Origin of the sequence: Flavobacterium sp. P21, from assembly GCF_050632225.1 — a bacterium.
Taxonomy (GTDB): domain Bacteria; phylum Bacteroidota; class Bacteroidia; order Flavobacteriales; family Flavobacteriaceae; genus Flavobacterium.
Genome location: NZ_CP192585.1, coordinates 4,245,654 through 4,271,447, shown reverse-complemented (window position 1 = coordinate 4,271,447; position 25,794 = coordinate 4,245,654). Strand labels below are relative to the sequence as shown.

At 35.6% G+C, this 25,794-nt stretch carries 23 protein-coding genes and 2 pseudogenes; 1 reads left to right on the top strand and 24 read right to left on the bottom strand.

Annotated elements, in window-relative coordinates:
* Positions 1-2: 2 nt before the first annotated feature.
* From ACQ9BO_RS21390 to ACQ9BO_RS21375, 4 genes and pseudogenes are all read right to left on the bottom strand, one after another.
* The gene (locus tag ACQ9BO_RS21390) at positions 3-2,201 is read right to left on the bottom strand and encodes a penicillin acylase family protein (RefSeq protein ID WP_431242386.1); all 2,199 of its coding nucleotides are present in this window, start codon (positions 2,199-2,201) and stop codon (positions 3-5) included.
* A 2-nt stretch (positions 2,202-2,203) separates the two neighbouring features.
* Entirely contained in the window at positions 2,204-2,866 is a 663-nt protein-coding gene (locus ACQ9BO_RS21385) for a cyanophycinase (protein ID WP_431245185.1), read from the bottom strand.
* Positions 2,812-3,066, bottom strand: coding sequence for a hypothetical protein (locus ACQ9BO_RS21380; protein ID WP_431242385.1), 255 nt, complete (start codon positions 3,064-3,066; stop codon positions 2,812-2,814). The genes ACQ9BO_RS21385 and ACQ9BO_RS21380 overlap by 55 nt, the downstream gene beginning before the upstream one ends.
* A gap of 29 nt (positions 3,067-3,095) precedes the next feature.
* Positions 3,096-3,547, bottom strand: a pseudogene (locus ACQ9BO_RS21375) (Lrp/AsnC family transcriptional regulator).
* A gap of 392 nt (positions 3,548-3,939) precedes the next feature.
* Here ACQ9BO_RS21375 and rocD point away from each other — a divergent pair.
* A pseudogene (gene rocD, locus ACQ9BO_RS21370) lies at positions 3,940-5,191 on the top strand (ornithine--oxo-acid transaminase).
* 127 nt (positions 5,192-5,318) lie between these two features.
* Here rocD and ACQ9BO_RS21365 read toward each other — a convergent pair.
* The 20 genes from ACQ9BO_RS21365 to ACQ9BO_RS21270 form a co-directional block, all read right to left on the bottom strand.
* Complete coding sequence (locus ACQ9BO_RS21365) at positions 5,319-5,999, bottom strand: RagB/SusD family nutrient uptake outer membrane protein (protein WP_431242384.1); 681 nt, start codon at positions 5,997-5,999, stop codon at positions 5,319-5,321.
* A gap of 38 nt (positions 6,000-6,037) precedes the next feature.
* Positions 6,038-6,715, bottom strand: a complete 678-nt coding sequence (locus ACQ9BO_RS21360) for a RagB/SusD family nutrient uptake outer membrane protein (protein ID WP_431242383.1) — start codon at positions 6,713-6,715, stop codon at positions 6,038-6,040.
* Between the two features lie 10 nt (positions 6,716-6,725).
* Positions 6,726-7,025, bottom strand: a complete 300-nt coding sequence (locus tag ACQ9BO_RS21355; protein ID WP_431242382.1) for a hypothetical protein — start codon at positions 7,023-7,025, stop codon at positions 6,726-6,728.
* 55 nt (positions 7,026-7,080) lie between these two features.
* Positions 7,081-7,518, bottom strand: a complete 438-nt coding sequence (locus ACQ9BO_RS21350; protein ID WP_431242381.1) for a hypothetical protein — start codon at positions 7,516-7,518, stop codon at positions 7,081-7,083.
* A gap of 7 nt (positions 7,519-7,525) precedes the next feature.
* A complete protein-coding gene (locus ACQ9BO_RS21345) occupies positions 7,526-9,712 on the bottom strand; it encodes a SusC/RagA family TonB-linked outer membrane protein (RefSeq protein WP_431242380.1) in 2,187 nt (728 codons plus the stop codon).
* A gap of 383 nt (positions 9,713-10,095) precedes the next feature.
* Complete coding sequence (locus tag ACQ9BO_RS21340; protein WP_431242379.1) at positions 10,096-12,021, bottom strand: family 2A encapsulin nanocompartment cargo protein cysteine desulfurase; 1,926 nt, start codon at positions 12,019-12,021, stop codon at positions 10,096-10,098.
* Positions 12,005-12,325, bottom strand: a complete 321-nt coding sequence (locus ACQ9BO_RS21335) for a hypothetical protein (RefSeq protein WP_431245184.1) — start codon at positions 12,323-12,325, stop codon at positions 12,005-12,007. Before ACQ9BO_RS21335 ends, ACQ9BO_RS21340 begins: the two co-directional genes overlap by 17 nt.
* Positions 12,326-12,356: 31 nt before the next feature.
* Entirely contained in the window at positions 12,357-12,926 is a 570-nt protein-coding gene (locus ACQ9BO_RS21330; RefSeq protein ID WP_431242378.1) for a hypothetical protein, read from the bottom strand.
* A gap of 61 nt (positions 12,927-12,987) precedes the next feature.
* Positions 12,988-13,899 (bottom strand): cysteine synthase A, encoded by a 912-nt coding sequence (gene cysK, locus ACQ9BO_RS21325; protein WP_431242377.1) that lies wholly within the window; start codon positions 13,897-13,899, stop codon positions 12,988-12,990.
* Between the two features lie 15 nt (positions 13,900-13,914).
* Entirely contained in the window at positions 13,915-14,646 is a 732-nt protein-coding gene (gene epsC / locus ACQ9BO_RS21320; protein WP_431242376.1) for a serine O-acetyltransferase EpsC, read from the bottom strand.
* Between the two features lie 108 nt (positions 14,647-14,754).
* Positions 14,755-16,410, bottom strand: a complete 1,656-nt coding sequence (locus ACQ9BO_RS21315) for an arylsulfatase (protein WP_431242375.1) — start codon at positions 16,408-16,410, stop codon at positions 14,755-14,757.
* A 546-nt stretch (positions 16,411-16,956) separates the two neighbouring features.
* On the bottom strand, positions 16,957-17,598 hold the full coding sequence (locus ACQ9BO_RS21310; RefSeq protein WP_431242374.1) for a YeiH family protein: 642 nt from the start codon (positions 17,596-17,598) through the stop codon (positions 16,957-16,959).
* Positions 17,549-18,220, bottom strand: a complete 672-nt coding sequence (locus tag ACQ9BO_RS21305) for a putative sulfate exporter family transporter (RefSeq protein ID WP_431242373.1) — start codon at positions 18,218-18,220, stop codon at positions 17,549-17,551. Before ACQ9BO_RS21305 ends, ACQ9BO_RS21310 begins: the two co-directional genes overlap by 50 nt.
* A gap of 33 nt (positions 18,221-18,253) precedes the next feature.
* The gene (locus ACQ9BO_RS21300) at positions 18,254-18,379 is read right to left on the bottom strand and encodes a hypothetical protein (RefSeq protein WP_431242372.1); all 126 of its coding nucleotides are present in this window, start codon (positions 18,377-18,379) and stop codon (positions 18,254-18,256) included.
* 69 nt (positions 18,380-18,448) lie between these two features.
* Entirely contained in the window at positions 18,449-19,837 is a 1,389-nt protein-coding gene (locus tag ACQ9BO_RS21295; RefSeq protein WP_431245183.1) for a sulfatase-like hydrolase/transferase, read from the bottom strand.
* Between the two features lie 11 nt (positions 19,838-19,848).
* Positions 19,849-20,064, bottom strand: coding sequence for a hypothetical protein (locus ACQ9BO_RS21290; RefSeq protein WP_431242371.1), 216 nt, complete (start codon positions 20,062-20,064; stop codon positions 19,849-19,851).
* 435 nt (positions 20,065-20,499) lie between these two features.
* Positions 20,500-21,474 (bottom strand): integrase core domain-containing protein, encoded by a 975-nt coding sequence (locus ACQ9BO_RS21285; RefSeq protein ID WP_431241922.1) that lies wholly within the window; start codon positions 21,472-21,474, stop codon positions 20,500-20,502.
* 100 nt (positions 21,475-21,574) lie between these two features.
* On the bottom strand, positions 21,575-22,291 hold the full coding sequence (locus ACQ9BO_RS21280; RefSeq protein ID WP_431242370.1) for a thioredoxin domain-containing protein: 717 nt from the start codon (positions 22,289-22,291) through the stop codon (positions 21,575-21,577).
* Between the two features lie 10 nt (positions 22,292-22,301).
* Positions 22,302-23,354 (bottom strand): sterol desaturase family protein, encoded by a 1,053-nt coding sequence (locus ACQ9BO_RS21275; RefSeq protein WP_431242369.1) that lies wholly within the window; start codon positions 23,352-23,354, stop codon positions 22,302-22,304.
* Between the two features lie 342 nt (positions 23,355-23,696).
* Complete coding sequence (locus ACQ9BO_RS21270) at positions 23,697-25,628, bottom strand: arylsulfatase (protein WP_431242368.1); 1,932 nt, start codon at positions 25,626-25,628, stop codon at positions 23,697-23,699.
* Positions 25,629-25,794 lie beyond the last annotated feature (166 nt).

The following is a 25,794-nucleotide window of genomic DNA, read 5'->3' as shown; positions in this document are numbered from 1 at the left end:
CATTATTCTCCCGGATGATACGTTTTTTCGGCATTTTTTATGACATCTTCTTTGTAAAACAAAACATCTTTGAATTGTCCTTTTCGATACATTTCGGCTTGATCAGTGAAATGTTTAGAGTTTGGGTCGCTACTGTTTCCGCCAGCTAATAATGATTTTGCTTTTATTTTTGAACCAAATTCAACTGCACAAATAAAACTGTTTCCATTATAGCCATAACGTTTTTTAGAATTGTTTTGATAACTGCTTTTGAAAGAAGGCAAGCTTCCCCAAGAACCAGGACCATAACCAATTGGCAAACTTGGTTTATTGTCGTCATATTTTAAATCAATATCGCCATTGGTACGTTGAAAACGGTTGATTTCGCCCCAAGCTACTTGCCAAGTTCCAAATTTTGTTTCCAATTCTTTTAATACGGCCTGCAATTGTGGAATCATTTGGTCTACCGTTGCATTTTTTGCAAAATTCTTTGTGTTTTCAACCTGATCTTTTTCGCCTTCGTCAACATAAGCTTTCAAAATAATAGGGTTTAATTTATAAGCCCATTCGACGGCTAATGTTGTCGCGACAGAATTTTCTTTGGCATAATAATCCCAGTATTTCAGTATTGAAATTGGCTCTTTTAATGCGACATATTCTGGTGATTGTACATTGACGTTCTTTTCAAAAACATTCACTAAACTCGGAATCAATATCTCAAAGATTGATAATTTCGAATCGTAACCATCAGCAATAACTTTGTCTAAAGTGTAATTGCTTCCTTTGCTAAAAATTCGAACGGCATTAACGCCTCTGAAATTTTCTCCATCTGGCGCCATGTACGGAATATAATCGGTTTTTTTGGGACTGTTTTCTCCAGCAACAGAAAAAGGAGTGGAGTTGCAGTTTTGGAGCCAGCCATTTACTGGATTGTAAATATGAACGGTTTCGTTTACATCATGAAGCCCTTTCCATTGTGTTGCAGATGTTGAGCCGTCAACAACTTTTGACCAATTTAATTTTTTATCACGAATCGGAATAAAATTCCCATGCCAGTAGGCAATGTTTCCCTTTCTATCTGCATAAACGGTATTGTTTGATGTATTCGCTTTTAGATCCATTGCTTTTTTGTAATCCTCAAAACTCTTTGATTTTGTTCGAACCCAACTCTGAATCAAACTTGTCATTGATCTGTTATTTGATTTTAAACTGATCCATTTTCCGTCTCTTTTGGCCATAATCGGGCCGTTGTTGGTAAAATAGGTTTTAAATCTTTTCGGAATCAATTTTCCGTTTTCGGTATAATTGATTGTAATTTCTTTCTCGATTACAGGCAAAAGCTTGTTGTCGAATTCATAAAATAGTTTTCCTTTTTTGTCAACGATTTTTTCGGCATACATATCGGCTACATCCACATTTGATGATGTATGCATCCAACCGCAATTTTCGTTGAAACCCTGATAAATAAAGAATTGCCCCCAAGTAACTGCGCCATAAACGTTCAAACCTTCTTCGCTTGTAATTTGAACTTCTGGCCTGAAATAAAATGTTGTATGTGGATTTATATAAAGAATTGCATTTCCGTCAGCAGTTTTTGATGGAGCAAAAGCAAATCCGTTTGATCCAGTTTGCACGTATTTTTCTCTTTCTACGTAAGCCACTTTATCGTTATTTCCAGAGTAAAAAGCTTTTAATTCGGCTGTCGAAAGATCAGCAGTGCTAATTGCGCCAATACTTCCGTCTGTCCAAAGCAACGGAAACCAAGGTTCAAAATGTGTCAATAAAGCAGGTTTTACTTCTGGATGTTTGTATAAATAAAAGTTAATCGCATCGGCATAACTATTCAAGAGTTTTTTGAGCCATTCTGGTGCTTTCTTATAATCGGCTTTGGCTTCGTTTGCGTCTATTAAAAGTTTAATTTCTAGATCATTATATAAAACCGATTGTCCTTTTATTTCAGAAAGACGTCCCAGTTTTTCAATATAATTCATCTCGATTCTTTTAAAATCATCTTCGCATTGTGCATACAATAATCCAAAAACAGCATCGGCATCTGTTTTTCCGTAAACATGCGGAATTCCCCAATTATCACGAATTATTGTCACTTGTTTGGCAAGATTTTCTAATCGGGCAATTTCTTTTGTGTTGCTATTTTGTGCCGAAATTTGAAAACTAAGACAAATGAAAAAGAATGATTTTAATAGTTTAAGATAATTATGCATGCTTATTTGATTTTAAATTTTTGTCCAGCCGTATAAATGCTCATTTGCAGATTTTCGATGGATATAAGATTGTTTTTCTTGGATTTTTGAATTCCTTTTGGATTACGAACCACAATAACTTCACTTTCTCCTGCAACTTCAACCTTATTGTTTCGGACGATAATTGCTGTGGCTTCATCAATTCCAATTCCAGTCAAATTTGGAAATTCGACTAAAGCAGAAATTAATCTGTTGTAACGGTTTCTTTTTAAAAAATGCTGATCAATAACGGCAGTTTTTAATAATCCCAAACCTTCGGCAGTTTCTAAATTATTGTATCGAATATTGTCAAATGTACCCGAATATTCTTTTTCTAGTTTTTGGTTTCCGGTAATCATTTTTTCAGACATAACGGCCGCTCCGGCGCTGGTTCCAGAAATTGTGCTTCCGTTTTCATAAGCTTTTTGGATCGCTGTTTTGATTGGCGTGTTTTGGACCACAGACATAAAACGGCTTTGATCACCTCCGCTTATAAAAATCAGTTTTGCTTTTTGGACAGAATCTGTCAGCTTTTTGTTTTGTGCCGTTTCTTTGTTGAAATTCAGCATTACAATAGGATTCTGCGTCAATTTCACCATTTGTTTTTTAAAGAAAATAAAAGAGCTGTCGGGTTCTTCGCTTGACATTGGCAAAACCACGATGTAATCTTTTTTGCTAATTCGGCTACAGCCAAAACTTGTTTCATCAATTCGTCAGAACGATTGCCTCCGCCAATGATAAATAATTTTCCTTTTGGAGTTTGGGCCTGCAGGTAATTGGCACCTAAAAACAGAAGAATTATAGAAAATATACGTAAATAAAAGTTAGAAACATTTTGTTTTTTCATAGCATAAAAGATTCAGCTAAAGTTGCTAATTACAATGAAATATTTCTTTTAAAAGCACAACCCAATTCAATAATAGAATCAGTTTTGGCAATTCCGGGAATGTTATCGATTTTCTCGTAAAGAATTTTTCGCATGTGTTCGTGATTCTTAGCTACAATTTTGATGTAAAGTGTAAAAGAACCCGTAACATAATAGCATTCTGTGATTTCCGGGATTTTTTTCATTTCTTCAATAATTCGGTCAGAATCAGAATCTTTATTTAAAGTAATTCCGGTAAAAGAAGCCCAGTCAAAGCCGATATTTTTTCTTGAATAATGGGTTTAATGCCGCCAATAACACCTTGTTCAATCATTCGGTTTACGCGTTGATGCACCATTGTATTCGAAATCTTTAAATTGGTTGCAATGGCAGAAAAAGCCATTCTTCCGTCTTTTTCTAATTCTTTCAGTATTTTAATATCGAATTCGTCTAAAATATCCATTCTTTGTATTTTATTGTTTAGCCCCTACGGGACATTTTTATTATTAATTGTTTTTTCTACCGATATCGAACCCCTATCGGGGTTTTAAATCAATTTTTTCAATGTTTTAGAATCTCATCTCGTTAGAGATGAAATATCGATAGAAAAATATATAGATACAAACCTTTTGTCCCGTAGGGACTTTGTCATTGTCAAATGAAATGATTTATAAAAGTAACTATTTTTTTCAATAATCAGGAATAAAATCAAAATATTGGACAGGTAAATTTGATTTTAATTCCGTATTAAAAATTAAATTTGACTTATTTTTGTGAAATATAAATTTAATTTTTACTTTTTTATGGCTAGTTTGAGAATTTTTGATATTTTTGTGTTTGAAAAAATAACATATTATGACACATACAGAAAACATACTTTCATCAAAATCTGAAGTTTTGATCGAAAAAGAGAATAAATACGGAGCTCATAATTATCATCCGCTTCCTGTGGTTTTAGAAAGAGGTGAAGGAGTATATGTATGGGATGTTGACGGAAAAAAATATTTTGATTTTCTATCGGCTTATTCTGCTGTGAATCAAGGTCATTGTCATCCAAAAATTGTAAAAGCAATGATCGATCAGGCGCAAAAACTGACATTGACTTCTCGCGCTTTTTACAATGATAAATTAGGAAACTACGAAGAATATATTACCAATTATTTTGGTTTTGATAAAGTTCTTCCAATGAATACTGGTGCTGAAGCTGTTGAAACCGCACTTAAAATATGCAGAAAATGGGCTTATGAAGTAAAAGGAATTCCTGAGAATCAAGCGCAAGTGATTGTGTGTGAAAACAATTTTCATGGAAGAACCACTACAATCATCTCATTTTCAAATGATGAAACGGCGCGTAAAAACTTTGGGCCATTTACTGATGGATTTATAAAAATTGAATACGATAATCTTGAAGCTCTTGAAAAAGCTTTGGAATCATCCAAAAATATTGCCGGATTTTTAGTAGAACCAATTCAGGGCGAAGCAGGAGTTTATGTTCCGTCAGAAGGTTATTTGGCGAAAGCAAAAGCGTTGTGCGAAAAACATAATGTTTTGTTTATTGCAGATGAAGTTCAAACCGGAATTGCCCGTACTGGAAAATTATTGGCAGTTCACCACGAAAATGTTCAACCTGATGTTTTGATTTTAGGAAAAGCAATTTCTGGTGGTGTTTATCCGGTTTCGGCAGTTTTGGCAAATAACGAGATCATGAATGTGATTAAACCAGGTCAGCACGGATCAACTTTTGGTGGAAATCCTGTTGCGGCGACGGTTGCAATTGCTCGCATTAGAAGTTGTAAAAGAAGAAAAACTAGCTGAAAATGCAGAACGCCTTGGTGCAATTTTGAGAAAAGGTTTAAATGAAATTGCTGAAAGAAATGATTTGATCAAACTCGTTCGAGGAAAAGGACTTTTGAATGCAATTGTAATTAATAGCGATGAAGAGTCTGATTTGGCTTGGGAAATCTGCTTGAAATTTAGAGATAATGGATTGTTGGCAAAACCAACTCACGGAAATAAAATTAGATTTGCCCCGCCATTGGTAATGACTGAAGCTCAAATTCAAGAATGTCTTGAGATTATTGAAAAATCTTTGAATGAGTTTAGGTAAATTTTAGGGGCAAAGGTTCAAAGTAACAAAGGCTCAAAGGTTTTTATTATATAATTTAAAAGGTCCAAAGTTTTATAGTTATTTATAAAACTTTGGACCTTTGTTACTTTGTTACTTTGAGCCTTTGTTAGCTCCCATAACCTGGATTTTGAGTAATTTTTTTGTTGGCATCCATTTCTTTCAATGGAATAGGGAATACAAGTCTATCTGCATCATACGGAATCAACTCTGAACCATCTCCATCTGAACTGATATCAATAGATTGTTTTGTTCTGCGGATGTCGTGAATTAAAAATCCTTCCATTCCTAATTCTAATTGGCGCTCTAACAAAATATCATCAACAGTTACGGCTGTCAATTCATCAGCGTTTGCTCTTGAACGAATAATATTGATATCGTCAAGCGGTGTATTTCCTACAGCAGTTCCTGCGCGCAAATTGCTTTCGGCTCTTATTAAATACATTTCGGCTAAACGAATAAGTGGCACATCCCCAAATTGATCTGTATATTTAGAAGTCAAAAGTCTTCCATTATCGTCGTTGATGTAATTAAAAACGGCTCTATCATCAGGATCGCTGAATTTTTCTAAATAAGCGTCTCTGATGGAGAAATCTCCTCCACGGCCTCCGTTTCCTTCAGAAGCATAAAAAGTTACCAAATCATTCAAACCAGTTTGTTTTGTGATTTGAATGGCAAAAACATCTTCAGTTTTATCTGTATCGTGATTAAATGCGTCTGCATATTTAAGAGACAAACCGTGTCCGCTGTTTTCGATAACATCATTTGTCGCATCTCTTGTCTGCGGCATAATTTTGTTGTTGCAGATAAACTCTTGCTAATAAAGCTTTAGCGAGCATATTTGTCAGCATAAAAACCGTTCTCTTCAGGAAGATTAGTATAAGCTAAATTCAATCCATCAATGATTACTTTATAAACTTCATCGACAGTGCTTCTTTCTTTTGAAAGGTCTGCGCTGAAATCGTAAATGGCATTTGGTCTGATTACAACTCCCAATTGAGAATTTGCTTGTCCGGCTATATAAGGTTTTGCGAAAAATCGAACTAAGTCAAAATAAGCTAACGATCGTAAAAAATTTGCTTCTCCAATCATAACAGCTTGTTTGTCTGGGTCTTTTACTTTGTCGATATTTTCGATAACTGTATTTGTAGCATTGATCATCGAGTAAAGTCTAGAATATGTTCCTTCAATAATTACGTTGTTAGATACCATTGTTTTAAGGTACATTTGTCTAAGCTCGCCATAAGTTCCTCTCCATCTTAAGTCGGTAGTGCTTAATGTACCTGTTACGCCAAGTAAATCAGCATATAGTAAAACGCGACCGCCATAGGAATTTCCGTTTGCGGCAATCGCATAAGTTCCTGTTAATACATTTGTAATACCTTCTTCGGTACTTAACGTAACCGATGCATCTTCAGCCTGCTTAGGATCTAAGTTTAGTTCATCTTCACAACTTGTAAAAAAGAGTGCGAAAATTATAAGTAAGATTAATTTATTTGCTTTCATTTTGTTCTTTTTAAAAATTAATATTTACCCCAATTGCCATAGTTCTAGCAGGTGGCGCAGAGTAAAAATCCTCTCCAATTCCTGAGTCATCTCTTCTTGCTTCTGGATCTGTTCCTTCATAATTTGTAAAAGTAAGCAAGTTTACAGCTGTAAAATAAATTCTTAAATTACTCATTCCTGCTTTCTGTACAGTTTCTTTAGGCAATGAGTAACCTAGCGTAACGTTACGTAAACGGATGAAATCTGCTTTGTCTAAATAGCGAGTAGATTCCTGTGTTCCGTTTGAACCTCCAAATCTTGCCTGAGGCACATTTGTGATATCACCTGGATTTTGCCAGCGATTTAGCTGATCTGCGGTTTGGTTGTCAAAATAATCTGCTCGCTGTTGACATATATATTCCCGCAGAGTTATAAATACTTGCGCCCCATTCACCTTGAAATGTAAAGTTAAAATCGAAATTTTTATAATTCATCGTATTAGTCAATCCAGACATTAAAGTTGGAAAAGGATTTCCGGCTACGATTCTTTTAGCTTCGCTGTAATCGTTAGTAGTACTTTTGTCCAGACTTCCATCAGCATTTACCGTGTTTTTTACAAAAAGAGCATCTCCATTTGCAGGATCAACGCCCGCATATTCAACTAAATAAAATGATGAAATGTTTTCACCAACGCGATTGATGTTGTAATTTGTAATAACATCAGTATTGTTATTTGGAAGTGATTTTACTTTTGAGTTGTTTGTCGTAAGGTTGAAACTTGTTGTCCATTTGAATTTTTCGGTTTCAACATTTTTTGTATTCAAAGTAATTTCAAATCCAGTCGCTTTTTATTTCTCCAATGTTTGTATTGATCGATGTAGCACCTGAACTTAAAGCCAAAGGTTTTGCAAAAAGAAGACCATCAGTACGTTTGTCGTAGTAATCGACTTCTAAATTGATCTTATTTATGAATCCGACTTCGACGCCAACATCTGTTTGAGATGATTTTTCCCAAGTAAGATTATCATTTCCAGCTTGGCTAAAAGTCAATCCCGATTTTAAGTTGTAAGAACTAGGTCTGTACAATTGGCGTGAAGCAAAGTTACCCACTTCTGCATTCCCAACTTGTCCCCAGCTTGCTTTTAATTTTAAATAACTCAAAACAGTATTGTCTTTTAAGAATTCTTCCTGCGACATAACCCATCCAGCTGAAAATGCAGGGAAAACTGCAAAACGCTCATTTTTTCCAAAACGAGATGATCCATCACGACGAATACTTGCTTTGAAAAGATATTTATTTTTGAAACTATAATTGAAACGCCCAAATTGAGAAACAAAGGCATAGTCAGTTTCACTGCCATGTCCTTCGTTGACTTCAGCACCACCATCCACAGTATGAAAACTGTCATTTGGAAAATAAATACTGTTTACATCTTGGTATCTTCTGTTGTATTTGTTGAACTCCATACCAGCAACAGCATTAATAGTATGATTTTCAGCAAAAGTAAGATCATACGTAAAGTAATTACTGAAAATATAACTTTCAGTATTTACAGAAGTTGCAAATACAGCTCCGTCAGTTGCCATAAAAGGAGCATTTTTACCTTGCCAATAATCTTCAGTTTGAGTCAATAAGTCATATGCAAAATCTGAATTGAATTTCAAGCCCTTAACCAGTTTTAATTCTCCGAATATTTTTCCTGTAACTCTTCTCATGATTGTTTTCCAAGAAGTATTGTCTTTTGCTAATAAATAATTGACATACTCCGTATTTGGATTTGGAGTTCCATCTTCTAATCTCGCTTGAGAAATTGGAGCTTGAGCTACAGATTGCATAGGAGTAGAGAATGAATTGTCATCTTGAACCCTATTGATAACAGATCTTGAGAAACCAATATTCATTCCGGCCGTAAAATGGTCTGTAATTTTATGAGAAACGTTTGATCTCGCTGTTATTCTTTCTAAATCATTGCTATCCACAATTCCTGTAGTATTGTTGTAAGCTCCGGCAAAGAAATATTTTGTTTTGTCATCACCTCCAGATACAGAAAAATCGGCATCAGTAGTATAACCAGTTCGCAAAGCAATATCTTGCCAATTTGTGTCGATTTCTCCGTTTCTCCAATCTGTTCCTTGAGATAAATACTCCAATTCATCTTCTACAGATTCTAAATCATCAACATTTCGTCCAGCTTCTTGTAGCAATTCTACATATTGTTTTGCATTCAGAAATTTTTTAGTGTGAGTAGCTTCACTGATACCTTGAGAGAAGTTTAAAGAGAAATTCCCTTTGCCTTCTTTCCCTTTTTTAGTTGTAATGATTACAACTCCATTAGCTCCACGCGCTCCATAAATTGCCGCAGAAGAAGCATCTTTTAAAACATCAATTGATTCGATTTCATTTGGGCTTAAAGTCAACAATGGATTTGTTGGCGCTCCATTGCTAGACTCATCATCTGTGATAAGCGGAATGCCATCTAAAACATACAGAGGCTGTGTGCTGGCACTAATACTTGCGACTCCACGAACTCTAATATTCATTCCTCCTTCAACTTTACCATTTGTTTGTGTAATCTGTACTCCGGCTAGTTTACCTACTAAGGCATTTTGTACGTTTGCAACAGGTACTTGTTGAATATCTTTTGCTGTTACACGAGCTATATTATCGGTTAAATTCTTTTTTGATTGTGTACCGTAACCTACAACAAGAACGGCTTCAAGTTCATTTTGCGTTTCAACCATTTTGATTGTCATAGCATTTGAAGCTTTTACCTCGATAGTAGCAAAACTAACATAACTAGCAACTAAAACATCGCCAGTATTGGCTTGAATTTTAAAATTTCCATCAAAATCAGTCTGAGTGCTGATTTTTGTTCCTTTTAATACAATATTTACTCCTGGAATTGGAACTCCCTTATTGTCAGTAACTGTTCCAGAAATTGCCCCTCCTTGAGCCACAGCTATCTGCACGCTTAAAACGAGCATCAGCCACAAAAAATGCTTTAAATTAATTTTCATTTTTTATTGTGTTTAAATTAGTTCTTTCAAATATCTTAAATTAATGTTAAGCAAAAGCTTGTTTTTAACATTAAATATAACATTATATGTTATTTTTGTATTATTTGTAACATTTGAAGCTTAAAAAACTTGAATTTGTAAAAAAGGATGTAATAAATTGATTAATTTTTAAATGAAACTTTTTATTTTGTGTGATAAATGAATTGAATTAACATAAAATCAACTAAAAAACGTGTTTTTTCTAACAAAATGTGAAATAAATCCTGCTAGTAGAAATTTTAAAGTAAAAAAGCGACTGTTCAGGAAAACAGTCGCTTTGGATTATAATTACTCAAAATATCAAAAAAAGTAATTATTACTGTTGAGAAGCTACTCTCAATATTTTAGAATTTAACTTTTTTAAGTTCCCACAAGGTTCTGATAAAAGTATCAACATCTTGTGTCGTATTATAAAATGCTAAAGAAGGTCGAACTGTAGTTTCAACACCCATTCTACGCAAAATTGGCTGTGCACAATGATGTCCGGTCCTCACTGCGATGCCTTCTTTGTTTAAAGCTTGACCCACTTGATCGTTTGTATAACCTTGTAAATTAAAAGATAATACGCTCGCTTTATCTTTTGCGGTACCAATCAATCGTACACCCGGAATTTCTTTCAGCTGTTTTGTTGCGTATTCAAGCAAGTAATGCTCGTATTGCCCAATTGCTTCAATTCCGAGTTTGGTTACATAATCTATGGCGGCTCCAAGACCAATTGCATCAGCAATATTTCCTGTTCCGGCTTCAAAACGATTCGGTGCTTTATGGTATTTTATTTCCTCAAAAGTAACATCCTGGATCATATTGCCACCAGATTGATAGGGTTGCATTTCGTTCAATAAATCTTCTTTTCCGTATAAAGCACCAATTCCCGTTGGGCCAAAAAGTTTATGTCCTGAAAAAACCAGCCAATCGGGATTCAAATCCTGAACATCAACTTTCATATGCGAAACAGATTGCGCTCCGTCAATTAAGACTTTTGCACCTGCGGCATGAGCCATTTCGGTTATTTTTTTAGCGGGAGTAACGGTTCCTAGTGCATTTGAAACTTGTGTAAAAGCAACCAATCGCGTTTTTGAATTCAATAATTTTTCATATTCGTCAAGCAAAATCTGACCATCATCATCAACTGGAATTACGCGGAGTTTTAAACCTTTTTTATCGGCCAACCTTTTCCAAGGAACAATATTCGCATGATGTTCTAAATTGCTTACAATAATTTCATCTCCAGAATTCAAATTTTGATCGCCCCAAGTTGAAGCAACCAAGTTTATTCCTTCGGTTGCGCCACGAACAAAAACAATTTCGTTTACAGATGAAGCATTCAAAAAGGTTTTTACTTTTTCTCGAGCCGCTTCGTAAGCATCAGAGGCACGTGCGGCCAATTCATGCGCCGCACGATGAATGTTTGAATTTTCATGTTCGTAGAAATACACAATTCGATCAATAACGGATTTTGGCTTTTGAGTAGTTGCCGCATTATCAAACCAAATTAAAGGTTTTCCGTTTACCGTTTCACTCAAAATTGGAAAATCTTTTTTGATTAATTCGGCATTGAAATGTGAATTTGTACTGCCACTTAATGGATTTGTTCCAAAAGAATTTCCAACAATTGCATTTGTATTTTTTGAATGAGCGAATGGATTCTGCTCTAAAAAATAATACGAATTTTCATTTCCGCTTGACGGAAAATCAGATCTTTTTCGGAAAAAGGTATCAACACTTTCTAAGGTCACTTTTAATTCATTTTCAAAAGAAGAATTTTCACTCTGAAAAGGCAAATACTGATCGTTTAAAAGCAATGAAGAAAACAAAGATTCTTCGTTAAGTTGAGGTGCGACGCTGTTTTTTAAATTGATGTCATGAAAACCTGTTTGCGGGTTATTGATGTTTAAACCGTTGTCATCGTGAATGCTGTCAAAAGAATTTTCTTTTTGTGGAGAAAATCCAGCGCCAGCATTCGGATACAAAACCGAGGCTCCTGTATTTCCATAATTTGCCACAGATGGAGAAACTCCAAAACCGTTGAAAGAATGTTGTACAGGCAAAACATGTGACGGACTATAAGCAGGAAATGTATTTATTGAATTTATATTTCCGGCCTCCAGCAACGTTTCTGCAATTTTTGTAGCACGTGGATGTTCGTTTTTGTCTGGACTCAATGAGATTTGTTTTGGAAATTCGTTGGGCAAAGCACTGAACAATTCGTTGGCTAAATTTTGCGGCTCGTCAATGTTTGGCAAACCGTTTATGTTAGTATTTGTACTCATGATACTTTCCTATTTCGACATCCTCTAAAACAGCGATGGCGTCATCAACCAAAATAGCCAAAGAGCAATAAAGCGAAACTAGGTAAGAAGCAATCGCTTTTTCATTAATTCCCATAAAACGGACCGATAATCCTGGAGATTGTTCGCCTTGCAATCCCGGCTGAATGAGCCCAATTACACCTTGACGGCTTTCGCCTGTACGTAATAAAATGATTTTTGATTTTCCTTTTACGATTGGCAATTTATCTGATGGAATTAGCGGAATTCCTCTCCATGTCAAAAATTGAGAACCAAATAAAGAGATAGTTGGAGGCGGAACGCCACGTCGAGTACATTCACGTCCAAATGCTCGCGATCGCCAATGGATGGAGTAAAAAGAAACCTGGCTCTTTCCAAACTTTTGTCAGCAATTCGTCTAAATCATCTGGAGTTGGTGCGCCGGTACGTGTTTTTATGATTTGCGAAGGCGCCACATTGCTTAATAATCCGTAATCTTTGTTATTGATTAATTCGCTTTCTTGACGCTCTTTGATGGTTTCTATTGCCAGTCGAAGTTGTTCTGTAATTTGATTGTATGGCTTGCTGTACAAGTCAGAAACACGTGTATGGACTTCTACAATCGTTTGAACGGCCGCAAGATTATATTCTCTTGGATTTTCGATATAATCAACAAAAGTATTTGGTAAAACTCTTTCGTCACGTGCAGAACAATCGACTTCAATGTGGTTGGCATTTTTTACTTTGTTCAAACGAAAAACTCCCGATTCTACTGGTGTCCAATGCAAAAGATGCGTCAGCCAGCGTGGAGAAGTGGTTCCAATTTGGGGTACGGTACGTGTTGCAATCGCGAGTTGTCTTGCCGCAACATCGCCTAATGCGGTCTGTTGTTGTTTAGATTCTGCCATTTTTTTGGTTATTTAATAGGTTTATAATTTATTTTTTGCTTGCTTAAAGTTATTCATAATTTTAATCAAATAGCTCATCTACAGATAAATATCTTTCTCCAGTGTCATAATTAAATGTCAGAATCACAGCATTTTCTGGAATATCTTTCAGTTTTTTAGAAATCGCTGAAAGTACTGCGCCGGTTGAAATTCCTGCAAATATTCCCTCTTCTTTGGCAATCCTTTTTGTAAAATTGTACGATTCGTTTTTGTCGACAGTCAAAATTTGATCAACATATTCACGGTTAAAAACTTCAGGAATAAATCCGGCTCCAATGCCCTGAAATGGGTGAGGTGAGGGAAGTCCGCCGCTTAAAACTGGCGACAAAGCAGGCTCAACGGCAAAAGTCTGCAGATTTGGAAAATGCTGTTTCAAAATTTTAGAAACTCCGGTAATATGTCCTCCTGTTCCAACTCCGGTAATTAGATAATCAATGCCATCTGGAAAATCCGCTATGATTTCCTGAGCTGTTGTTCTCTCGTGAATTTCAACATTGGCTTTGTTAGTAAATTGAGATGGAAGAAATGAATTCTTGATTGTTGCCGCTAATTCTTTTGCTCTTTCAACCGCGCCTGAAGTTCCTTTTTCTCTTGGTGTTAAAACATATTCAGCACCGTACGCACTTAAAATTCTTCGTCGCTCAATGCTCATTGATTCGGGCATTACTACAATTACTTTATAACCTTTTACAGCCGCAACTAACGAAAGCCCGATTCCCGTATTTCCTGAAGTTGGTTCAATAATAACAGTGTCTTTATTAATAAGTCCTTTTCGTTCAGCATCTTCAATCATTGCTAAGGCAATTCGGTCTTTAATGCTCGATCCTGGATTTGATTTTTCTAATTTGATCCACACTTCATGTGAAGTAAAAAGTCGGTTTAGCCGAATATGTGGCGTGTTTCCAATTGTTTCTAAAATGTTTTGATATTTCATGTGAGTTTTGATATTTTAAATAGAATAAAAAATGGGTGCGGGAAAAGGATTATTGTCTCTGATCTTGATTTCGTTTTTATGATACACAACAGAATTTGAAGGCACAGTATAGGTCAACCAGACATTTCCGCCAATAATAGAATCTTTTCCTACTGTGGTTTGACCGCCAAGAATGGTGCTGTTGGCGTAAATAATAACATTGTCTTCAATCGTTGGATGTCTTTTTACGAAGGCTTCGTCTTTTTTTACACTCAAAGCTCCAAGTGTAACGCCTTGGTAAATTTGGACATTGTCGCCAATAATTGTTGTTTCTCCAATCACGATTCCTGTTCCGTGATCGATAGCAAAATCTTTCCCAATTTGTGCGCCGGGATGAATTTCGATGCTCGTTTTAATATGCGCATATTCTGAAATTGTTCGGGCTAATAATTTTAAATCCTGCTCCCAAAGCTGATGCGAAAATCGGTAAACGGCAATAGCGAAAAAACCAGGATACGAGTATAGCACTTCTTCTAGAGATTTGGCGACAGGATCTTTTGTAAATATGGTTATAGCATCGTTTAATGCTTTTTTGTGCAAGTGCGGAATCGCTTCAAAAAAGATTTTAGTCTGTTGTTTTTGATCGCTTTTTGGTGAAAAATCCAAAACCAATTCATCAAACTGTTTTTGCAATTGATTGAATTTGTATTTGATTGTTGCCTCAGATTCTAATGATTTTGAGGTATTCGAAAATAAAATGACAAACAAATCATCTATAAACTGATGAATTAATTTTTTTCAGGCAGGATATGCTGTTTTGCTATTTCTTGATAAAATGAACTCATAACGATTATTTTATGGTTAGAAAAAGATTTTTTATTTCTTTAGAGATGCACCGCCCGGCATTACTTCTGGCTTAAGTTTGAATTTGCTGTATTCGACAACTCCAGTTTTTTCAGCCCATTCAAAATAAGAAGCCGAAAGTTTATTCACGATTCCCGGATTTTGCTGTGCTACATTTGTTGTTTCGCCACGATCTGTTTCGAGGTTGTAAAGTTCCCATTCATATGATGGATAAATCGAAACCAATTTCCATTTTCCGTCTCGAACGGCTCTGTTTCCGGCTCTTTCCCAGAAAAGCGGTTCGCCTCGGTTAACTTCTGAAACATTATCAAATAAAACCGGCAACAAACTTTTTCCCGGAAGCGGGTTTGCAGTTACGCCATTATATTCTTTTGGATATTGTATTCCGGCCAATTCGTAGAAAGTAGGAGCGAGGTCAATAATATGTCCTGTTCCTTTGTCAATTCTGCCTGCTTTTATTTTTGATGGAAACCAAGCGATAAACGGAGAACTGAAACCGCCTTCGTGCATATTGTTTTTATATTGCTGAAGTGGGGTATTCGATAAATAAGCCCAGTTTTGTTCCTGATAATCAAACGATCCCGAAGTTCCAACCGGACCATCATTTCGAACCAAACCTCTTCCAAGTGGATTGTAAGTATTGAATCCGCCTTGAGCGCCGTTGTCTGAAATGAAAATAATCAACGTGTTTTTATCTTTTTTAAGCGCTTTTAGTTTGTCCAAAACTTTCCCCACATTTTGGTCCATGTTGTCAACCATCGCGGCGTAAACTTCCATTTTGGCTTTCCAAAATTGTTTTTCGTCATAAGTCAATTTATTCCATTCTGGAACTTCAGGATCTCTTGGAGAAATGGTTTGATTGGGAAGTAAAATGCCGTTTGCTTTTAATTTTTCGATTCTTTTTTCTCTCAAAACATCCCAACCTTCATCAAATTTCCCTCTGTATTTGGCAATGTCAATAGGTTTTGCCTGCAACGGCCAATGTGGAGCTGTAAAAGCTAAATACAAAAAGAAAGGTTTGTTTTCTTTGTTTTGCTCCTCTAAAAATGTCACAGCATTATTCCCAATTTCATCTGTAAAATAATACGAATCGTCTTTTGGATGCAGTTCTTCATTATTTCGAATTAATTTTACCGGATAAGGTGTTTTCCCGAAAGGCAGAGGCTTTGTATCAAAATAATTGGAAGCGCCTTTTAAGATGCCGTAAAATTTATCAAAACCTCTCTGATTTGGCCATTGCGCCTGATCTTCAGAACCCACGTGCCATTTTCCTGATAAAATTGTGCTGTATCCGCCAGAACGGAAAACTTCTCCCAAAGTCAAAGATTCTTTGTTTAAATAACCTTGATAAGCTGGCAGTCCTAAATTGACATCAAAAAATCCAACTCCGGCTTTATGCTGATATTGTCCCGTTAAGAGCGAAGCACGGGTTGGCGCACAAATCGAGTTATTATAGAATTCACGCAAACGCAGACCTTCGCTCGCTAATTTATCCAAGTTTGGTGTTTTGATTTCTGAACCGTAATTTCCTAAATCAGAATAGCCCATATCATCTACCATAATCAGAATGATATTTGGTTTTGAAGCATTTTGAGCGTTTGCTTTTGTAAAACTTGCAGATCCGATTATCAAGGCAAAAAATACTATTGAGGTAATTTTATTATTCATTCTAAAATGCTTTTTGTTTGTTGTTTTTTTGTTTTGAAAGTGATAAATGTTCTTTAATTGACGGTTTTCTGTTGCCGCAGAAATTCCTTTTTTCTTAATGATATAACATTATGGAGCAACTTCGTTTGAAGCGAATTGCAAAATATGTTGTAAATAAAATTGGAGTAAAAGTGGGGTTTGTTCTGATTTTTGAATTAGGCAAAATCATGACAAACAAATAGGAGAATTAACAACAGCTACACATATAACAAAAAGTGTTATAGGCGTAATTTTTAGGAAGAATGAAAGACGTTCTGTGTGCTATTGTTTTCAAAATGTAAGTTTTAAATATTAAACTATACTAATTCTATAGACAAAGTTATATTTAATATTGTAAAAACCAAATTAATCTTGATTTTTTTTGAAAAAAGAAGTGAGAGCAAAATGATTTGCCACGAATTTCACGAATTAACACGAATTAAATTTGTAGAAATTGGCGAAATTCGTGGCAAATCATTTCGCTTAAACTTTGCGTTTTTGCGACTTTGCGAGAGAATTGCTCGCTCCTTACTTTCCAAACAGGAAAAACGCAATAATCAACGTAACAATCACATTGAATAATTGCGCCAATAAAAAAGCATACAACGGTTTACGACTGTTATTAGCAAGCAAATCTTTAAAATTAGTTTCCAAACCAATGCTAGTAAAAGCTAAAGCAAACCAGATTCCTTGCAAATTTTTCAAACTGTCTTTTACCGAATCTCGAACTTCTGGAGTAAGAAAAAATGAAAATAGGAGAGAAGCCAGAATAAAGCCAATAACAAATTTTGGAAAGCGTTCCCAAATCACTTTTAAAGTCGGCTTTGATTCTACAGCTTCAACCGATTTGTTATGCGTGTAAGTCCAATAAACCGAAATTGCAAATGTCGCCAATCCTAATAAAACATTCTGAGAAAATTTTACGATTGTACTGATTTTTAAAGCCGTTTCGCCAACTAAACTTCCAGAAGCCACAACTGCTCCCGAAGTGTCAATACTGCCACCTAACCATGCACCAGTGACTTCTTCGGGAAAGTTGAAATATTTGGCAATTATCGGCATGAAAATCATCATTGGAATGGCAGTTACCAAAACAATTGAAATGACATATGACAGTTTTTTAGAATCGCCTTTGATTGCGCCAGAAGTTGCAATTGCTCGCAGAAACACCACAAATTGAAACGGCGCTGGAAATCATCATTGTCAATTCATCATCGACTTTTAATTTTCGGCAAAGCCAAAAGGCAAAATACCAGACAGACAAAACAACAATCAAAGCCTGAATTAATCCCAGCGAACCGGCTTTTAAAATATCAGAGAAAATTACACTGGTTCCCAATAAAACCAATCCGATTTTGACGAATAATTCTGTAGATAGTGCTGATCGAAACCAGTCAGGAAGTTGGAAGAAATTCCCAATTGCCAAACCAATTATCAAACTGAAAATGACAGCTTCTAAATTAATGGATTTTATTGCCGAATTTCCCGCCAGAATTAATGCAATCAATGTTAAAAGATAAACAATCGGAAAAGTAAATAGAAAATATTTGATTGATTTTCCAATTAAAAAATTGCCAAAAGCTCCAATAGAAATCAGATATGAAAATTGAATGAGAAGTATTTTTAGGTTTGCAAAATTGAATACTTCCGTTTTTAAATCGGTACTATTTGACCAACTGAAAATGGGAACTTCGGGAAGATAGATAAAAAGCGAAATTCCTATGATTATGAAGCCTAGAATTACGACCGTCCAGTCTTCGTGAATATTAAATTGTTTAGTTTGAGTTGACATTTATTTTTAATTTGATTATTCTAAAATTTTATTTCAATTTCCTCCAGCTTCAGCTGGAGGTAACTGATTTTCAAATAGAAAAGGCTTTAGCCAAATAAAAAGTTTGGCTAAAGCCTTTTGCAGTTCAAACTTTAAACCTCCAGCTAAAGCTGGAGGCAATTAATTTTTGGATAGGTGCGCTAAACCCGACAGGTTTTTAAAACCTGTCGGGTTTGTAAAAAATTATAATTACAAATCCACAAAGTATTTTTGTTTTCCAAAATCGAATTCGTAATAAGTCAAATTGGGCCAAAGCGGTTTGATTAATCCTTTTTCCCAATTTTGTAAAGCGGTTTGGAGTTCTTTTACTTTTTCTGGATTTTTTGAAGCTAAATCTGTTGTTTCAGATTTGTCTTTTGATAAATCATAAAGCCAGGTTTCATGCGTTTTTCCGCTTACAATTAATTTCCAATTACCGCTTCGAATTGCTTTTGCATCGCCAGAACGCCAATACAAATCTTTATGCGCTTCTTTATTGTTGTTCACCACATCAATTAAATCAACGCCATCATAAACACGATCTTTTGGCAAGCCAGAACCCGTAACAGAAGCAATCGTGCTAAAAATATCAAGAGAGCTTACCGGAGTTTTATAAACGGTATGTGGTTTGATTTTTCCTTTCCACGAAAGTGCAAACGGAACATTTATCCCGCCTTCAAAATGTGAAAATTTACCACCTTTTAATGGCGCATTTGTTGTTGCAAAAGTATAATCGGCGCCACCGTTGTCGCTGGCAAAAATGATTAGCGTGTTTTCTTCTAAACCTTCTTTTTTAACTTTTGCACGAATTCTTCCAATGGCGTCATCAAGTGCGCTGATCATTGCATAATACACGCGTTTGTTTTCATCTTTTACATTCGGAAAACGATCGTAGTATTTTTTACGAACCTGAAACGGCGTATGCGGCGCATTAAAAGGAACATACAGCAAAAAAGGTTTGGTTTTATTTTTGTCCATGAAAGCTTCGGCTTCATCTGCAAAAGTTTCAGTTAAATACGCTTTGTCATGAATAATAGTGGTGTCGCGACGAATTTGCCCAATCCCAACACGGCCATTTCCCCAAATCATTTTATCGGTAAAATCTTTATGATGATGATTGATAATATCCGGATTATCGTCTTCTGGCGTATAAAGCGAAAAAGCCTGATAAAATCCGTAATGATAATCGAAACCACGGTCTAATGGAAAAAATCCTTTGTTGTGACCCAAATGCCATTTCCCGATAATTGCCGTGCTGTAACCTTGTTTTTTGGCCAAATCGGCAAAAGTAATTTCAGATTGTGGCAAACCTTGTGTGGCTATAGATGCTTCATTTGGGTAATTGATTTTATCGTTTAATCGCCAATTATTTGTGTTGATCAAATATTTGAAAGCGTAATATTCAAGATTATTTTTTGGATAGCGATCGCCTGGCTGATATTCGTGACCAAAACGTTCTTGATAACGTCCCGTAAGCAATCCTGCGCGCGACGGCGAACAAATGGAAGCTGAAACATAACCATCTGTAAAAGTAACTCCAGAAGAAGCCAATGAATCAATTTGAGGCGTTGGAACTTCTTTTCCGCCATAAAGCGAAATATCATATTTGCCTAAATCATCAGCAAGAAGAATAATGATGTTTGGCTTTTTTGAGAAGTTGAGGTGTCTTTTTGTGCTAAAAATGTTGCTTTTCCTTCAGCTAGTTTTTGATCCGGTTTTATTAAAGTTCCGTCAGTGTTTATGGGCCAGAAAAGAAATACTGCTAAAAGAAAGAGTATGATTAAAATGGGTATAACAATTTTGGTTATTTTTTTATAGTTTGCCATGTTTGATTGGTTTATGGTTTGTAGTTTATGGTTTTTGGCTCAGTATTGAGCATAAATTTTGTCATTTCGACCGGAGGGAGAAATCACACAAGAAACTCCGTATAGTGAGTCGCCAATCTTTGTCGAATTACTAGTGTGATTTCTCTCTCCGGTCGAAATGACAAACTGTTGTCAATTTTCGTGACGGAGTTACTTGCGCGGGCTTCGACTTCGCTCAGCCTGACAAACTATTTGGTAATAATCTTTGTCAAAGTTTTAAACTTTGACAAAGCTTTACGTGCGGTGTTTTATGCGCATTTTTGTCATTTCGACGAAGGAGAAATCTTCACGAGTAACTCCGCAACAAATATCCAATCTTTGTAGAGCTTCTTGCGGAGATTTGCTTCGCCTGTTCGCTATCGCTCGGGTCTCCTCCGTCGAAATTGTAAAAGTCACTTATTTCGGTAACGGATTTATCATTTCAATTGGCTTTTTTCCATCGATTCCCTGATGTGGTCTTTCGTGATTATAATAATATAAATATTGTAATAATTCTTCTTTTAGCTCTTCTTGAGAATCAAAATCCGTGTCTCTTAATAAATCGTCTTCCAGAGTTCTCCAAAACCGCTCTACTTTACCATTTGTCTGTGGACGGTAAGGTTTTGTATATCGGTGCACGATTCCTAATTCCATCAGCATTCTTTCAAATGGATGGTTATTTTTGACTTTGCTTGTTTTAGGTCCAAATTCAGCTCCATTATCAGATAATATCTCTTCAAATTTTATTTCATAATGACTGCTTAGGATGTTTAAGCATTTTAATGACGCAAACATCACTGTTAAACTGGTAATGTCTGGAACTAATTCTGCCCAGGCAATCCGGCTGTAATCATCAATTACACAGACTAAATAGAGTTTTTTATTTTCTCCACGAATTATGCTTTTACTTAAATAATGACAATCAATATGACCCAGCTGTCCCATTCTTTCCTTGATTATTTTCTGATGATTCTTTTTAATCTTCGGAGTTAATCTATTTATTTTATGCCTTTTTAAAATATTATAAACTCCAGAATATGATGGTGCATGTTTTCCTAATTTGGGATTTAAGATACTAACAATTTCATATTTGTTGTTTCCTTTTTCTCTTAATTCGATTACTTTTTGTTCTATAAAAGGCAAAGGACGTCGGGTTTTATATTTTGGACCTCGCTTTTGAGGCAATAGATCCTGAGATTTCCCACTCTGTTTATAGCGATTATAATACTTTAAGAAACTTTTTCTGCACGTGTCATTTGCTGTGTAAAAATCCATCGCCTTTTTATAAAGTGGATGAGTTTTGTTTTTCACCTGCTCATATTCTTTTATCAAGAAACGATATTTCTCTAAATAGTTCCTCTCTAATGTACAATCTTGACTATTATTTCTCATCGTAACAAAATTTATTAAATTTAAATTTTGTTACCGAAATATCTAACCTTTACAGAAATGACAATATTGTGGTTGTCTAAGTCTAATAAAAGTCAAAAAGTTATTTCGAAGCCAAAGCCACATCAACCTCATTTTTCAAATTTTCAAAACCTTCTTTTTTAAGAATAATTTTTCCATTTTGATATAAAATTAAAGTCGGAAAAACTTTAATCGTTTTCAAATCGGCGATGACTTGTTTGTTGTCTTCCAAATCGATTTTAACTATTTTCAGATTGCTTCCGTATTGTGCTTTTATGGTTTCCAGAATCGGTTTTACTTTTTTGCAGGCACCGCAGTAAACAGAGCCAATATCAACTAAAACCGTTTTGTTATCAGAAATGATTTTGTTGTATTCTGCTAAGGTTAATTTGCTTTTGGAATTGGCAAAATAAGGTTTTCCACCACCAATCCAATTGGCTATTCCGCCCTCTAAACTATAAACTTCAGAGAAACCGTTTTTAAGCAATTCATTTTGTAATTGAACGCTTCTTCCAGCTCCAATCGAGTAAATAAAAACCGGTTTTGTTTTGTCTAATTTTGCAACTTGCTTTGCATAATCTTTTGATTCCAAATTGAAATTTACAGCTCCAATAATATGATTCAGAGCAAATTCGTCAGGGCCTCTTGCATCAATAATCTGCGGATTTTTATGGCTTTGGATTTTCGAATAAAAAGAATCTAGAGTCAAGGAATTTCCGCTTTTATTTTGCGAAAAAACAGCAATTGCAAGTAAAAATACAATTGCTGTCAAACTATTTTTGAAAGTCGTGTTTTTCATCTTTTTAAGATTAAACTTGCTCTAAAACTGGAGCAGGAGCTTCTTCAACAACTTTTGGTTTTGATGGAAGTGACAAAACACCTTCGGCAAGAGAACTTCCTTCTTTTTTAGACTTGAATATCGGCCATAAAAATTGTGCGTACCATTCTTCTTGTTTGTATGATTTTGTTCCGTAAGACTCTGGGAATTTTCTGGTGATTAATCCCGTTCCGAAGATGACGTCCCAAATGAAAAACATATTCCCGAAGTTTCCTTTAAAGTGTCCAACGCCGTCTCCGCTTGTATCTGCGTGATGTGCGTGATGCGTTGCAGGAGTCGAAATCAAACGCTCTAAAACCCATGCAATTGGATGCAAAACTTTGTATTTATAAAATGGTTTGTCCCAAGCAATACTCGAATGCGCGCCCAAAGTGATGAAACTTTTGATGACCAAAACAAATAAAGCTGGCAATCCTAAACCTAAATAAGTTAGAGTCGCAGTCAAATAAATTTGAGAAAAAAGAACCGTATAAATAAAGTTTTGACGAGAAGCCATCGCCATTCCCATATAAGGAGCAGAGTGATGTGTTCTATGAAAACGCCATAAAAACGGAACCTGGTGATGCAATCTGTGGTACCAATATTGCGTCAAATCATCAGCAATTGCGATCAGGAAAAATCCGCCCCAGAAAGGAACCCAAGAAAGTGAATTAGCCAAATTCGGAATCAAATAAGGTAACGCAGTCAAGCTGAAAAATGCAATTACGGGAGGCAAAAGCAATTTTGGAGCAAGAAAACAAACAATATCTATTTTGCGTTCTTCGCCAGTCCATTCGTCATCGTATAAACCTGCGGCAAATTCGATAACTCCTAAAACCAGCATAAAAACGGTTAGGCCCCAAGTTCTGATGTTTTCAAAAGCAGGTTTTGAGAATTCTAAAAAAGCAGGAAGCGAAATGTGAGACTCGCTTACCAAATTGTTGCTTAATTTGAAGTAAAGGAAAATTGCCACTACCGGCAAAGAATATATAAAAAGACTTATCAGTAAATCTCTTGTCAGTTTTTCTCTTTGTACTATTGCCATGATTTCTTATTTTAAAAATTGATTAATTAATGCTAAACCTCCCGCCAATATGACTAGCGGAACTAAAAAAACAATCGCGCCCACGATGATTTTTTTCCTATAATTTCATAGTCTACTCGTTTCATGATTTCTTATTTTTTATTGTGTGTTATTGAAAACCAAAAAGTTATAAAGTGTAAATTTAAATTAAAAACTTTTAATTCTATAGAATTAGTAGTGTTTAAATTGTTCTTTTTTGTTGTTTATTGTGATTTTAGTGAATTCTAAATCAAAATGTATTTCTATTTCTTATAATGAAACCTACAAGGTTTTAGAAACCTTGCAGGTTTTAAAATCTCGATCTTAATGGCTACCTCCGGCAGTAGTTGTACCTTCTCCTGGTTTTGTCACTTGTTTGATTAAGTCTTGAAGACTTTTGCCTTTGTCTGGACCATTATTATGTATTTTTCTTGTGATTACATCCTGCCAGTCAATCAATGGATAAACGTTGTTTTCTTTGGCTTGCTCATCAAATAATTTTTTAAGCTCGGCTAATTTCTCTGGATATTTTGTCGCTAAATTGTTTCGCTCGTTGAAATCTTCGTTCAAGTTGTATAATTCCCAAACATCAGCATCAAAATTACTTGGTGCAGGCGTCTGAGCACCAGCAGTTTTTGCCGCAGTAAACGGATTTGCATGCGTCGCCTCGGCTTTCCATCCATCTTTATAAATGGCTCTATTTCCAAAGATGTAGTAGTACTGAACTTTGTGTAATGATTCGGCTTTAGCATTATCCAAAGAAGCATATAAAGATGAACCCTGAATAATATCCTGTTTGATACCTTTGATATATTCCGGAGCTTTAACGCCTACGATATCTAAAGTTGTTGGAAGCAAATCGGTTACGTGGCTGTATTGATTTCGGATGCCGCCTTTGTCTTTAATTCCGTTTGGATAAAACACAATCAACGGATTATGAGTTCCTCCTTCAGACTGCGCATCTTGTTTCCAGTTTTTGAACGGAACGTTTGTCGCCTGTGCCCATCCTAATGGATAGTTTGTATTTAGACCTTTTGCTGTACCAATTTCATCGATATTTGCTAAGTTCGTTTTTAAATTTTGTTCATCAGTTACGCCTTGAGCAAATAAACTTTGGTTGATTGTTCCTTCTGTAGTTCCTTCTTTACTTGCCCCGTTATCGCCAATTGCAACAAAAATTACAGTGTTGTCAAGCTGTCCGCTTTCTTTCAGATAATTTACAACTCTTCCCACTTCATAATCAGTATAAGTCAAGAATCCGGCATAAACTTCCATGAATCTTGCATATACTTTCTTTTGATCTGGAGACAATTTTTTCCAATCTGTGATCAACGGATTGCGTTCTGGCAAAACAGCATTTGCCGGAATTACACCCAATTTCTTTTGGTTCGCAATCACTTCTTCGCGGTAAGCATCCCAGCCTTTGTCAAATTTTCCTCTGTAAGGATCGCTCCATTTTGTAGCAACTTGATGAGGTGCGTGTCTTGCGCCCGGTGCATAATACAAGAAGAAAGGTTTTCCTGGCGCCGCTTTTTGTTGTTTTTGGATATAGCTGATCGCTTTGTCTGTAATTAATTCATTTAAGTGGCGTCCATCTGGCGTAACGTGAACTTGATCTTCTACCAAATCAGGATTGTATTGATCGGTTTGAGAACCTAAGAATCCGTAGAAATGATCAAAACCTTTTCCAGTTGGCCATCTGTCAAACGGACCAGCATCTGTAGCATCTTCATCTGGCGTAACACCATATTTTCCAACGGCAAAAGTGTTATAACCGTTTTCACGTAAAATCTCTGCAATAGTTCCTTTATCCGAAGGAATTCTTCCGTCCCAACCTGGGAAACCAGCAGATAAAATCGTGTGTGAAAATCCGCTAACATGTACTCTTCCAGAATTTCTTCCAGTTAATAATGCGACACGAGTTGGCGCACAAATAGCGGTTGTATGAAAGTTAGTATAACGCAAACCATTATTGGCCAACTGATCAAAAGTTGGCGTGCTGATCAAACCTCCAAAAGCACTTGAAGCACCAAATCCTACGTCATCTAATAAAATCCAGATTACGTTTGGTGCGCCTTTAGGAGCTTTTACCGGTTCTGGCCAATATTCTTTTGAATCGGCTAAAGTTTTCCCGATAACACCCTTAAATTCTTCTGGTTTATCTTGCGCTGTTCCCAGTTGTGCAACTAGGAGCGCTGTAATCAAAAGCCCTTTTTTAGGACTTTTGAAAGCAGTATTAAAATTAAAATTTTTCATTTTTTATAGTTTATTAGTTATAAGCTTTTTTTAATAATCATTTTTTTTAAGCACATAGAATCATAGTTCTTTGAACTTGAAAAAAGGCGTTTCACTTATTTAAATGCACATAGTCGCTATGTGTGAGAAATATGTTTCTCTTTAGAATCCTTTTTATAAAAAAATG

Coding starts and splice junctions, on each gene's coding strand:
- ACQ9BO_RS21390 (WP_431242386.1), bottom strand. CDS start 2,201: ATGCATAATTATCTTAAACTATTAAAATCATTCTTTTTCATTTGTCTT.
- ACQ9BO_RS21385 (WP_431245185.1), bottom strand. CDS start 2,866: ATGTCAAGCGAAGAACCCGACAGCTCTTTTATTTTCTTTAAAAAACAA.
- ACQ9BO_RS21380 (WP_431242385.1), bottom strand. CDS start 3,066: ATGAAAAAACAAAATGTTTCTAACTTTTATTTACGTATATTTTCTATA.
- ACQ9BO_RS21285 (WP_431241922.1), bottom strand. CDS start 21,474: ATGAGAAATAATAGTCAAGATTGTACATTAGAGAGGAACTATTTAGAG.
- ACQ9BO_RS21315 (WP_431242375.1), bottom strand. CDS start 16,410: ATGAATAATAAAATTACCTCAATAGTATTTTTTGCCTTGATAATCGGA.
- ACQ9BO_RS21340 (WP_431242379.1), bottom strand. CDS start 12,021: ATGAGTACAAATACTAACATAAACGGTTTGCCAAACATTGACGAGCCG.
- ACQ9BO_RS21305 (WP_431242373.1), bottom strand. CDS start 18,220: ATGTCAACTCAAACTAAACAATTTAATATTCACGAAGACTGGACGGTC.
- ACQ9BO_RS21365 (WP_431242384.1), bottom strand. CDS start 5,999: ATGCCGCAGACAAGAGATGCGACAAATGATGTTATCGAAAACAGCGGA.
- ACQ9BO_RS21290 (WP_431242371.1), bottom strand. CDS start 20,064: ATGGCAAACTATAAAAAAATAACCAAAATTGTTATACCCATTTTAATC.
- cysK (WP_431242377.1), bottom strand. CDS start 13,899: ATGAAATATCAAAACATTTTAGAAACAATTGGAAACACGCCACATATT.
- ACQ9BO_RS21360 (WP_431242383.1), bottom strand. CDS start 6,715: ATGAAAGCAAATAAATTAATCTTACTTATAATTTTCGCACTCTTTTTT.
- ACQ9BO_RS21270 (WP_431242368.1), bottom strand. CDS start 25,628: ATGAAAAATTTTAATTTTAATACTGCTTTCAAAAGTCCTAAAAAAGGG.
- ACQ9BO_RS21345 (WP_431242380.1), bottom strand. CDS start 9,712: ATGAAAATTAATTTAAAGCATTTTTTGTGGCTGATGCTCGTTTTAAGC.
- ACQ9BO_RS21275 (WP_431242369.1), bottom strand. CDS start 23,354: ATGGCAATAGTACAAAGAGAAAAACTGACAAGAGATTTACTGATAAGT.
- ACQ9BO_RS21330 (WP_431242378.1), bottom strand. CDS start 12,926: ATGGCAGAATCTAAACAACAACAGACCGCATTAGGCGATGTTGCGGCA.
- ACQ9BO_RS21280 (WP_431242370.1), bottom strand. CDS start 22,291: ATGAAAAACACGACTTTCAAAAATAGTTTGACAGCAATTGTATTTTTA.